At 51.5% G+C, this 12,272-nt stretch carries 10 protein-coding genes; 7 read left to right on the top strand and 3 right to left on the bottom strand.

Translation table 11 applies throughout. The annotated features are described in order from the left end of the window. Positions 1–99: 99 nt before the first annotated feature. Both RUMCAL_RS09365 and RUMCAL_RS09360 read right to left on the bottom strand, forming a co-directional pair. Entirely contained in the window at positions 100–1,020 is a 921-nt protein-coding gene (locus RUMCAL_RS09365; protein ID WP_021682535.1) for a uridine kinase family protein, read from the bottom strand. Between the two features lie 398 nt (positions 1,021–1,418). After that, entirely contained in the window at positions 1,419–1,970 is a 552-nt protein-coding gene (locus RUMCAL_RS09360; protein WP_021682534.1) for a hypothetical protein, read from the bottom strand. Between the two features lie 287 nt (positions 1,971–2,257). Between RUMCAL_RS09360 and modD the strand changes: the two genes are divergently transcribed. Genes modD through RUMCAL_RS09345 form a run of 3 tightly spaced genes read left to right on the top strand, consistent with a single transcriptional unit; the run spans position 2,258 to position 4,737 of the window. Beyond that, entirely contained in the window at positions 2,258–3,115 is an 858-nt protein-coding gene (gene modD / locus RUMCAL_RS09355) for a ModD protein (protein WP_021682532.1), read from the top strand. A 15-nt stretch (positions 3,116–3,130) separates the two neighbouring features. Further along, a complete protein-coding gene (locus RUMCAL_RS09350) occupies positions 3,131–3,811 on the top strand; it encodes a 5'-methylthioadenosine/adenosylhomocysteine nucleosidase (protein WP_021682531.1) in 681 nt (226 codons plus the stop codon). An 11-nt stretch (positions 3,812–3,822) separates the two neighbouring features. Next, positions 3,823–4,737, top strand: a complete 915-nt coding sequence (locus tag RUMCAL_RS09345) for a LysR family transcriptional regulator (protein WP_021682530.1) — start codon at positions 3,823–3,825, stop codon at positions 4,735–4,737. Here the strand turns inward: RUMCAL_RS09345 and RUMCAL_RS15555 are convergent. Beyond that, entirely contained in the window at positions 4,725–5,024 is a 300-nt protein-coding gene (locus RUMCAL_RS15555; protein ID WP_156902512.1) for a hypothetical protein, read from the bottom strand. The genes RUMCAL_RS09345 and RUMCAL_RS15555 overlap by 13 nt on opposite strands. A gap of 203 nt (positions 5,025–5,227) precedes the next feature. On the opposite strand from RUMCAL_RS15555, the gene RUMCAL_RS09335 reads away from it, so the two are divergent. From RUMCAL_RS09335 to glgD, 4 genes are all read left to right on the top strand, one after another. After that, complete coding sequence (locus RUMCAL_RS09335) at positions 5,228–7,573, top strand: SpoIIE family protein phosphatase (protein WP_040647757.1); 2,346 nt, start codon at positions 5,228–5,230, stop codon at positions 7,571–7,573. Between the two features lie 170 nt (positions 7,574–7,743). Further along, the gene (glgB, locus tag RUMCAL_RS09330; protein ID WP_021682526.1) at positions 7,744–9,798 is read left to right on the top strand and encodes a 1,4-alpha-glucan branching protein GlgB; all 2,055 of its coding nucleotides are present in this window, start codon (positions 7,744–7,746) and stop codon (positions 9,796–9,798) included. 90 nt (positions 9,799–9,888) lie between these two features. Continuing rightward, a complete protein-coding gene (locus tag RUMCAL_RS09325) occupies positions 9,889–11,091 on the top strand; it encodes a glucose-1-phosphate adenylyltransferase (protein WP_021682525.1) in 1,203 nt (400 codons plus the stop codon). 15 nt (positions 11,092–11,106) lie between these two features. Next, positions 11,107–12,231 carry a glucose-1-phosphate adenylyltransferase subunit GlgD gene (gene glgD / locus RUMCAL_RS09320; protein WP_021682524.1) on the top strand — a complete coding sequence of 375 codons (1,125 nt, stop codon included), beginning with the start codon at positions 11,107–11,109 and terminating at the stop codon, positions 12,229–12,231. Positions 12,232–12,272: the final 41 nt, after the last annotated feature.

The following is a 12,272-nucleotide window of genomic DNA, read 5'->3' as shown; positions in this document are numbered from 1 at the left end:
CAGCGAGGTACGAGCGAATTCCGCCGGACGGTTTTGACACGGCAGACTCAGAAGCTACGCTTCCGCAAAAATTTCCAGTTCCACCCGAATCGATTCCCCTCAATAATGAAACGCACTATCCCCTGCGAACTCCCGCACCAGTGAATCCGCCGGCACCTGTTCCAGCCGCAGCGGTTCTACGTCGTCCCACATCTGCCGCAATTCCCGCAGAAGAGGGTGCTGCATTTCCGCTTCCAGTTCCCCGTCCAGCAAGGTTTTATAAATGCCCAGCTCATAAGGCAAAAACGTATCTACCGAAAACAATGCCCGCTTCTTATACGGGGCAATATACTTGTGCTCCCCTGCCTGCACGTGTTCGAACATGGACAAAGTTTCTGCCACGCTGCGATGCCGGAAGTTCCGATCCCGCAGCATTCGCCGCATCAGCCGCAGACGTGACGGGTGCAGCACAGTTTCCCCGTTGGTCACACGCGTCCGCACACTGACGTAAATCCGCACGGTCATCTCCTCCGGAATGGTGATGACTTCCGGATTCAGGGCGTGGATTCCCTCCAGCAGCAACAGTTCGTTGGGCTTTCGCGTCAGCTGCCAGTCCTGATCGATCCGCGTGGTTGTGGGAAATTCATACCGCGGCAACCATGTGGGTTCGCAGGCAATGATTTTTTGCAGCTGCTGATTCAGATAGGGAATATCTACCCGTGCCGGCGATTCCAGATCCAGCTTGCCCTTGACGGACAATTCCCGCTGCTGCGGTGTCATAGTGGAAAAGAAATTGTCCATGGAAATCGTATGCGTTTCCACACCCCAGCGATCCAGAAACCGTTCCAGCAAAAATGCCGTCGTGGTCTTTCCCGAACCAGAGGGACCTGCCAGCAGGATCACCGGACGCTCTGCCGCAGTCTGCCGGATCGATTCTGCCACCTTTTGCAGTTCGCCCAGAAATGCCTGATCTGCCTGCTGCAAGGCGTTCTCGGAGGCTGTCATTTCCTGATTGATGTCTGTGAGTTTTCGATATTTCATGGTCGTTTCACCTTTCTGCAATCATAACTGCACTTACACATATCCAGATGTGCTATTGGTATTATAGCATATTTCCACAGTTTTTGTCAATTAAAGAAGATAGACGTTGTGCATTTTCCTAATACATTGCCGCATAATCAACTCCTAAAGTATCAAATAAAAAACTCACCCAGCAAAAATACGGAGTGAGTATAAAACGATCTTATTGTTCTGTCAGTTAGATACAGCTTGAGCATAAAAAGTAAGTCCCAATTCTTTTTCGTATTGTTGAGATGTATTGTCCTAAAAATATATGGATATATTGGTGAATTTTGATTTTCATTTTAGATGAGCAATACAGAACAGAATTGGGATAAAAGTAAAAATGAATTTTTCAAATTCCATGTTGTTTCAGATTATCATGATGCAACGCCTCGCAGTGCTTCATAAAAAGACCTTTCCTCTATCACATCATTATAGCCATCTTTATCATTCTCTGTTCTATTCCATAACTTGTAACTCAATTGATATGGAGAATCAGAATAAACAGAAACTCTTGCAATCAAATCTTCAGTGTGATTTTCAATGACATCTCCCCCGAATCCCGATATTTGTTCAAAATCAAAAGGAAGCTGTTCACTAATGCGATAGAATCTTAAGTTTATATAGTATTCTTCTGTTTCTGAACAGTTGATCGAGGTATTGATGATATTATTATCATAAATAAAATCCTGTACTTTTTGATGCAGCAGATCCAAATCCGTATACTCACTTTTTATGATATAATTCGTCCGAACTGTCGTGACATTGTTTTGCGTAAACACTTGTGAAGTATTCGGTATCTCATATATTTCTGGCATATGCTGAAATTCTCTTTCTCTCATCAAGCCATTCGCCAAACGATAGATGACAAGTGATAGAACGATACAGAATATAGGTATGAGAAATCGTAGTTTTCTTTTGCTTTTCATAAATAACCTTTCTGTCAATCTATACTTCCTTAAGACCTCTTCAGAAATCTATTTTTCTCTGATTGTGTTGCACTTGACTTGACAATCTATCATCATTATATCACATTTTCTCCCGTTTGGCAATTGTGCAGTACAGTCCTAAAATTTGTTGCAAAACTTTCCTGTTCCTTTTTACCGCCTCATTTCGAAAAGAAAGCAATCCGCCCGAAACGAAAAAGAAAATCAGTGGACAACACAGCGGTTTTGTGGTATAATGGTAGCATCACAATGAAAAAGGAGCGATCACAATGCGTAGCGATCTGATCTATATTCCGGACAGCGAACTAGATGCCCTGATCCAGCAGGATACCCCGTATCTGGATCTGACCACACTGGGGCTGGACATCGGGGACGAGCCGGGCTCGTTGTCTTTCTACACCCGCGAGCCCTGCGTGCTCTGCTGCACCGAGGAGGTTTCCCGCATTCTTTCCAAGCTGGGACTTTCCACCGCCTATTCCCTCCCCACCGGCACACAGATCGGAGCCGGCGAGTTGTTCTTCACCGCAGAGGGCAGCGTCTGTGACCTGCACCGTGCGTGGAAGATCTGTCAGTCCCTGCTTTCCCACTGTTCCGGCGTTGCCACCAAAGCCAGAAACATGCTCAATCGGGTACAGGAAATTTCCCCTGCCATTTCTCTGACTGCGGCACGGGCACATTTCCCCGGTACAAAAGCACTGGTCACCAAGGCAGTGGTTGCCGGCGGCGTGATTCCGCACCGCATGGGCTTGTCGGAAACTGTCCTGATCTATGAAACCCATATCGCCTGCATGGGCGGTCTGGACGTTTTTCTGGAACGGTATCCCCAGCAGAAAAGCCACTTCTGTGAAAAGAAAGTCTTTGTGGAAACCACTTCCGCAGAAACGGCTCTCCGCTGTTTGTCTGTCGGCGTAGATGCCATTCAGTTTTTCCAGCTGCAGCCTGACGCACTGGCAGCAGCAGTGGAACAGGTAAAGGCAGCATATCCCCACTGCACCGTAGTTGCCGCCGGAAACCTCACAGAAGAAAACGTCACCGAATATGCTGCCACCGGCGTGGACGGACTGGTCAGCTCCGCATTCTATCGGGCAGAACCGATTCAGATGCAGGCACAATTTCACACCAATTAACAAGGAGAATTTTTTATGTTGAAAACAATCGGAATCATCGGGGCTATGCCGTCGGAACTGACAGACATTCGCAACGGTCTGCCGGATTCGAAAATTCAGAAAAAAGCCGGCTTTGACTACTACATCAATCAGGTAGGCGACACCCGCATTGTCCATGTTTGCAGCGGCATCGCAAAAGTCAACGCTGCCCTCTGCACGCAGGCACTGATCGACACATTCCAGCCGGCAGCAGTTATCAATGCCGGTATCGCCGGCGGCATGAACAACCAGATCCACGTCTGCGACGTAGTCGTTTCCAGCGAGGTTCTTCCCCATGATCTGGATCTGCACTTCCTGAAAGACTACCCGCCCTACTGCGGCATCTATCCGTCTGACAAGGCTCTGATTGATCTGGCAGTGAAGACCTGCACAGAGTTCGGCGTGAAGTCTTTTGTAGGACGTATCGTTTCCGGCGAAGCCTTTGTCACAGACAGTGCTGTCAAGGCTGAAATCCAGCAGCGGCTGGAACCCTATGCGGTGGATATGGAAAGTGCAGCTGTGGGACAGTGTGCATACCGGAATCAGGTGCCGTTCGTCAGCGTCCGCTGCATCTCGGACAACGCCGACGATGAAGGGGCAATGTCTTTTGACCAGTTCGAAAAAATTGCCGCCAAGCGTGTGGCAGACATTGTGCTCCGCATGATCGAAACCATTTGAGGAAACCGGTCATGACATTACAACAGCTGCAATACGTCATTGCCATTGTGGAACACGGCTCTATCAGTGAAACTGCCAAGCAGCTTTACGTGGCACAGCCGACGCTTTCCAGTGCTGTCCGCACGCTGGAAGAAGAATTCGGCATTCTCATTTTCCACCGTTCCGCCAGAGGAATCGCTCTCACGGAGGACGGCAGAGAGTTCCTCTCCTACGCCCGACAGGTGGTAGAACAGGCAGACCTGCTCCACCAGCACTACGGTGCCACCCGACAGACACGGCAGCGGTGCTCCATTTCCACACAGCACTATGCCTTTGCTGTCGATGCCTTTGTACAGCTGATCCAGCGGCTCTCGCCGGAGTCCTATGAGTTCACGCTGCGGGAAACCCGCACCCATGAGATCATGGAAGATGTCCGCAATTTCGACAGCGAGATCGGGATCCTCTACCTCAGCAGCTTCAACGAAAAGGTGCTTCGTGCCATGCTGGAGGAATATCATCTGGAATTCCACTCGCTGGCAATGGCAGAGCCACACGTCTTTCTGCGGGCGGCTCACCCGCTGGCAAAACGCAGTTCCGTCACCACGGCAGATCTGGAGCCATATCCGTTCCTGTGCTTTGAACAGGGTGTCCACAACTCCTTTTACTTTGCAGAAGAACTGCTCAGCACAGTGCCGCACAAAAAGAGCATTCGCGTCAGCGACCGTGCGACACTGTTCAACCTGCTCCGCGGAGTCAACGGCTACACCATTTGCAGCGGTATGGTCAGTGCCGACCTGAACGGCGGCGACATTGTTTCTGTGCCGCTGGATACGGCGGAACGCATGGAGATCGGCTGGATCTCCAACCCCAAGACACAGACCAGCCGTGCCGCAAAACTGTACATTCAGGAATTGCAGCATGTGCTGGCAGAATATCAGAAGAAGTAAGGCAACACCGCGCAAAGCTTGTGCGTAAGATGCGTCGTCAGATTTTTCGGTCGACAGATTGCATAGAAATTCCGCAGGCATACTTTCCGTATGGCAAGGGATTTCTGGGCAATATGACGAAAAATCTGCACGTAGATTGCGTGCAAAGCCGTCAGGCGGGCTTTGTGCGGGGTTGCCATAAGAATCAGAGCGTGTTCTCCAAATACGGAAACACGCTCTGATTTTTTCGCCAAACTGACCGGAAACGCACCTTCTCCCGATTGCCCGCCCTGCCGCCGCAGATTCAAGCACATTGTCCTAAAATGGTGCAAGAGATTCTGACAGATATTTTTTCCACATATCGTTATAATAGATACACACGTCAATACCGCACAAAGATTGTGCGACAGATGCGTCGTCAAATTTTCCGTCAGATGGAGCAAAAAGCAGAGTGAATACTTGATGTATTCACGAGCATTTTTGTGAAATATGACGGAAAATTTGCAAGCAGATGGCGTGCAAAGTCGCCAGACGCTCTTTGTGCGGTATTGCCACAAAGCATTTTCAAGGCAGCATCACCGTGCCGCCGCAAAGAAAGGACGTTTCCACCATGCACAATCCCAGCCGTTCCCAGCTTCTCCGCCGTCCCCGCGTTCCCCGCATGCTCTATGAGAGCTGCGGCGGATTTCTCTCCGGTCTGCTCCTCGCCGGAACTTATGTGGGCAACATGACTTCTCCGCTGCCCATTGCCATTGCCGCCAACCTCGGCTCTGCGGGTGCCGTTTCCGTGCTTGCCGGCAGCCTGATCTCCTACCTCATCTCCAACACCATGCTGGACAATCTGCCCCTGCTATTTGCATTGGTGGTGGTCGTCTGCCTGCGGGTGATGAAACGCCCTGCCAAAACTTCCGCCGGCATCGCATGCAGCACCGGACTGTGTGTCTTTTTTTCCGGCATTGTCGTTTCCCTGCTGTTCCACGCCAGCGGTGCGGAGGTGATCGGCTACACCATGACTGCCGCCCTCACCGGCTGTGCCTCCTACTTTATGCACGCTGTCTTTGCCAGCGTCCGTTCTACCGGAAAGATCCCGCTGCGTTCCACAGACGGCTGTGCCGCGGCGGTGGTTCTGATTCTGACGGTGGCAGCATTCAGCTGCTATGGAATTCCCTCCATGAACGCCGGCGGCATCATCAGCGTCGCAGTTACGCTGATCGGGGCAAAGAAATTCCGCTGTGCCGGCGGTGTGATCTGCGGTGCACTCTCTGCCTGCGGTGCGATCCTCGGCTCGCCGGAAGCCGGCATGCCCCTGCTGATCCTGCCGGTGGGCGGTCTGCTGGTAGGGTATCTGGCAGAAAAAAACCGTTTCCTGATCGCCGGCGTATTCTTCCTGTTCTCGCTTATGGCACTGATTACATTCGGCACCAGCCTGCTCCAGATCTCCGCTGTCATCAACCTGTTTCTGGGCAGTGCTGCCTTTCTGTTTCTGGACAGCAGCTGGCTGGACAAGTGGCTGGTCACCGACCTGCCCGACCGTTCCGACAACACGCTGCCCCTGTCCTCCCGTCTGCAATACATGGCAGATGCCATTCGCAGTGTGCGGGAAGATACCGATGCCATTGCAGCCATTCTGCCGCAGGAAGAACCCACCGGAGATGCCACCCGTGAAGTCTGCGAAACCGTCTGCGGCAGCTGCCGCCACAAGCTGCGGTGCTGGGAATCGGCATACGAGGAAACCCTCACCGGCTTCCGGAAAATGGAATCCCACCTCGGAGCAGACCTGCCGCCGATTCCGGAGGAACTGGCACATTGCAGCCGGAAGGAACGACTGCGGGCACTGTTTTCCCGCCACGCCGCCAACCGCCGGAAGGCACGGTTTCTGGCGGCACGGACAGCAGAAAGCCGCACGGTACTTCTGGAACAGCTGGCAGCCGCAGAAGACCTGCTGCATGCGACCAGTGACCATCTGCATATCCGCTACAGCAGCGAACTGAGCGACACTGTCCGCCGGAAGCTGCTGCACTACGGCTACCCCTGTGACTCCGCCGCCGTATACCACACACAATCCGACCGGCTGATGATCGAAATGTGCTGTCAGGGACGGGAGCTGGACGGCTGCCTGCCTACGATCAAACACATTCTGTCGGAATCGCTGAATCTGACACTGGAAGAACTGGATCCGATCTTCTCCGGTGACACGGTTCGCTATCGGCTCTGCCAGCGACCGAAGTACCGGCTGGAACATTTCACTTCCGCCCTCCACGCCAGTCAGGAAACGATCTCCGGCGACACGGCACTGCTGTTCACCGACAACGCCGGCAATCCCTATCTGGTGTTGTCTGACGGCATGGGCACCGGCAAAAATGCTGCGATCGAATCCCGCATGACAACAGAACTGTTCCGCAAGTTTATCAGCGGCGGCATTTGCGGGACGGCGGCAATCCGCATGATGAACGGACTGCTTCTCACCAAGTCCCCGCAGGAAACCTTTGCCACCCTCGATGTTGCCCGCTTTGATCTCGATGCCGGCGAAATGACCATGATGAAATCCGGTGCCGCCGCCACCCTGATCCGCCACGGCGGAAAGGTTTCCCGCATCAGTGCCACCACATTCCCGCTGGGACTGGAGCCGGAGGGCGAAGCCTCTGTGCGGCACGTGATGCTCTACCCCGATGACATCATTCTGATGCTGTCCGACGGAGTCAGCGAGGAAACGTATCCCCTCATTCGGCAGCTTCTGGAGAGCAGCAGCGATCTGGAGCAAATCGTAATGGAAATTTGTGACAAGGCAGAAATTTTTGCCGGCGGAAATCGACGGGACGACGTGACAGTTTGTGCCGCAAGACTGCTACAGTCGTAACAAATGTGATACATAGTGTCTATTCTCAGTCTATCTGCTTGTGCAACATGCCGAAAATACAAGTTTAATTCTGGTTGTTTCTATGAAATTTACTAGTTACCACAAAAATAACTTGCAATACATTCCTATATATGTTAAAATATGAATAGAAAACAAAAGGAGGGTATGCTATGCAATCCGCACAGAAAACCACTGCAAATGATTTTCCACTGTATTTATTCCATCAGGGGAAAAATTTTGAAGCACATAAATTCTTTGGTGCACACCCGTTCCGACGAGGCAGAGGACAGTTCTATCGTTTCCGCGTCTGGGCACCTCACGCCAAGAGTGTATCTGTCATCGGTTCATTCAACCAATGGGACCGCACCTGTCACCCGATGTACAAGATCTCTGACACGGTATGGGAGGCAGAGCTGCCCCGACTGAAACAATTTGACAGTTATAAATACAGCATCGAAACTGAAGACGGTCAGATTCTGGACAAAGCCGACCCCTATGCCGCTCACTATGAGCGACGGCCGGGAACGGCTTCCAAGCTGTTCGAAAGCAGCTATGTCTGGGAGGACCGCGACTGGCAGCTGGAAAAGAAAAAACACGTTCCCTACAAAAGCCCCATGAACATCTACGAGGTGAACATTTCTTCGTGGAAGCACAAGCCGGAGGAAAAGTTCCCCAGCTATATCGGCTTCGCAGAGGAGATCATTCCCTATCTGAAAAAGATGTCCTACACCCACATTGAATTTATGCCGCTGACGGAATACCCGTTCGACGGCTCGTGGGGGTATCAGGTCACCGGCTATTTCGCACCGACCTCCCGACACGGCACACCGGACGACTTCCGGAAAATGATAGACATGTTTCATCAGGCAGGCATCGGTGTCATTCTGGACTGGGTGCCGGCACACTTCCCGAAGGATCCTATGGGGCTCTGCGAGTTCGACGGTACATACTGCTATGAATATGCCGACCCCCTGAAAATGGAACACAAGGGCTGGGGCACCAGAGTATTTGACTACGGAAAAGGCGAAGTCTGCTCGTTCCTGATCTCCAGTGCCTGCTGCTGGCTGGAAGATTTTCATCTGGACGGTCTGCGGGTAGATGCGGTAGCATCGATGCTCTATCTGGACTACGACCGACCGGACGGCGAATGGCGGCCCAACGTCTACGGCGGACACGAAAATCTGGAAGCGGTAGACTTTTTGCGGCACCTGAACGAAGCCGCCTTTGCACGGAATCCGGACATTCTGATGATCGCAGAAGAATCCACGGCATGGCCGATGGTGACGAAGCCCACGGATATGGGCGGTCTGGGATTCAACTTCAAGTGGAATATGGGCTGGATGAACGATATGCTCAGCTATATCTCATTAGACCCGATCTATCGGGCGTTCAACCACGACAAGCTGACATTCTCGTTCTTCTACTGTTTCTCGGAAAACTACATTCTCCCGATCTCCCATGACGAGATCGTCTATGGAAAATGCTCCATGCTCCAGAAAATGAGCGGGCAGAACGAGGAAGAAAAATTTGCCTCTTACCGTGCGTTCCTGGGCTATATGATGGCTCACCCCGGCAAGAAGCTGCTCTTTATGGGACAGGAATTCGCTCAGAAAAACGAGTGGAATTATGAAACGCAACTGGATTGGGAGCTGCTGGAACAGCCGGCTCACAAACAAATGGAACAGTTTTCACAGGATCTGAACAAGTTCTATCTGGAACACCCTGCACTGTGGCAGGACGACGACTCGTGGCAAGGATTCAGCTGGATCTCCCACGACGACTACCAGCAAAGCGTCATTGCATTCCGCCGCATCGACGACGACGGAAAAGAGATCATTGCGATCTGCAACTTCTGTCCGGTACAGCGGAACGATTACAAAATCGGCGTTCCCAAAGAGGGCAGGTATCAAACTGTATTCAACACGGATGCGGCAGTCTACGGCGGCAGCGGCATCACCGAAAAGAAATTCGAAACCCTGCCGATTTCCATGCACGGCTTTGAGCAGTGCATTTCTATGACACTGGCTCCCCTGTCTGTACTGTATCTGGAATATGCACCAGTGAAAAAACGGGCACCGCGAAAAACCACTGCGGCGAAAAGTACCACAACGAAAAAAGCAGCCGTAAAACCGAAAAAAACCGTGATCCGCACAGAAAGTGCAGCAAAACCGACAGCATCGGTTTCCGCCCGAAAAAAGAAAGTCACAAAGTCAGAAAGTGTGTAATCCCTTATTGCCTAAAGTATATTTGTGTATTCAAAAGTTTAGCTTGACCCATTCCATACGGAATTTTGAATTTATATTAGGAGGAATATCATGAAGATCAAGAAAAAGTGCGTCGCCATGCTGCTGGCTGGCGGACAGGGCAGCCGGCTGTATGCCCTGACTCAAAAAGTTGCAAAACCGGCAATCCCCTACGGCGGTAAGAATCGCTTCATCGACTTCCCGCTTTCCAACTGCATCAACTCCGGCATCGATACAGTTGGCGTTCTGACACAGTACCAGCCCATGGTGCTGAACGAGTACATCGGAAACGGTCAGCCGTGGGATTTAGACAAAATGCACGGCGGTGTTCATGTCCTGCCGCCGTATCAGACCGCCGCAGGGGCATCTTGGTATGAGGGCACTGCAAACGCCATTTATCAGAACATGGCATTTATCGAACGCTATGATCCGGAATATGTGATCGTTCTGGGCGGCGACCATATCTATAAAATGGATTACTCCAAAATGCTGGACTACCACATCGCCAATAATGCAGACAGCACCATTGCTGTTATCGACGTTCCCCGTTCGGAAGCTTCCCGCTTCGGCATCATGACCTGCGACGAAGAAGGCCGTATCGTAGACTTCACCGAAAAGCCGAAGGAACCGAAATCCACACTGGCTTCTATGGGTATCTATGTTTTCTCCTGGGAGAAGCTGCGGAAGTATCTGATCGAAAATGAAAACGCCAACACCGGTTCCAAGGACTTCGGTAAGGATATTATTCCGGCAATGCTGGCAAATGACGAACGCCTGTTCGCCTATGAATTCGAGGGCTACTGGAAAGATGTCGGCACACTGGACAGCTTGTGGGAAGCCAACATGGATCTTCTCAGCCCCAGCGTACCGCTGAACCTGTACGATCCGAACTGGAAAGTATATTCCCGCCACAACAACATGCCGCCGCAGTACATCGGTAAAAATGCACACGTGGAAAACTCCATGATCACAGAGGGCAGCGTGGTAGACGGCACCGTGGACTTCTCTATCATCTCCTCCGGTGTCACCATTGAAGAAGGTGCTTCTGTCAAGTATAGTATTGTTATGCCCGGCACCACCATCAAGAAAAACGCTGTTGTAGAATATGCGATCATCGGTGAAAACTGCGTGGTTGAATCTGACGCCATGATCGGTATGAATCCGGAATCCGTCCCGAACCGTGACGATTGGGGCATCGCCGTTCTCGGTCATAATATCACGATCTCTTCCGGCAAGCGTGTCCTTCCGAAAGAAATTATTTCCGAAAATCTGTAAAGGCGGTGGCGTAAAATGAGTATCAATCAGAATGTTTTAGGGTTAATTTTTGCAAGTATCAATGACTCCGCAGTGATCGATCTGACCAAGCTGCGGACAATGGGTTCGATCCCTTACGGCGGACGTTACCGCATGGTAGACTTTCCGCTTTCCAATATGGTAAACTCCGGCATCTCCGAAGTCGGCGTTATCACCAAGTCCAACTATGGCTCCCTGCTGGATCATCTGGGTTCCGGCCGTGAATGGGATCTGGCTCGGAAAAAGGGCGGTCTGCACCTGCTGCCGCCGTTCAGTCAGGTCGGCGGCGGTACCTATCAGGGTCGTCTGGAAGCACTGAGCAATATCTGGAGTTTCGTAGAGCACACCAAGGCACAGTATGTCATTCTGGCAAACAGCGATCTGGTAACCACGATCGACTTCACTGATGCACTGGCACAGCACCAGAGCAGCGGTGCAGATATTACCGTGATCTATGCCAAGGGTCTGTACAATCGCGACAAGAGCACAAACGGCTGCATTCTGCAAATCGACGAAGAAAACACCATTAAGGAAGTTCTGACCAATCCGATGCTGTCCGGCGAGTGCAACATCTCTCTGGATATGTTCATCATGACCACGGACTTCTTAAAGCAGGTGGTTCTGGAAGCAATCAGCAAGAACCAGAAAAGCCTGATCCGTGACCTGCTTCAGGCACGGAAGGACGATTTCGTTTTCAAGGCATACGAACACAAGGGACGCTTCTTCAAGATCGACAGTCTGGAAGCTTACTATAAGGCAAATCTGGCTCTGCTGGATACGGACACCCGCAACAACGTCTTTAACAGCGAAGCTCCGATCTACACCAAGGTCGGTGACAATGCACCGGTAAAATACGGTCTGGAATCCAACGTCAAGAATTCTCTGGTGGCAGACGGCTGCATGATCGAGGGCACAGTGGAAAACTGCGTTCTGTTCCGCGGTGTCAAGATCGCCAAGGGTGCTGTTGTACGCAACTGCGTTCTGATGCAGGGTACAGAGATCGGCGAGGGCTGCAATATTGATGCCATTGTTGCAGACAAAAACGTGACCATTTCTGAAAACCGCGTACTGACCGGTTCTCCGGAATATCCGCTGTATCTGGGCAAAAAGGCAACGATCTAAAAGCTTTTCTTAGGCAATACCGCACAAAGAGCGTCTGGCGA

The sequence above is a fragment of the Ruminococcus callidus ATCC 27760 genome, from assembly GCF_000468015.1.
Classification (GTDB): domain Bacteria; phylum Bacillota; class Clostridia; order Oscillospirales; family Ruminococcaceae; genus Ruminococcus_C; species Ruminococcus_C callidus.
This window is presented reverse-complemented; position numbering and strand designations above follow the sequence as displayed.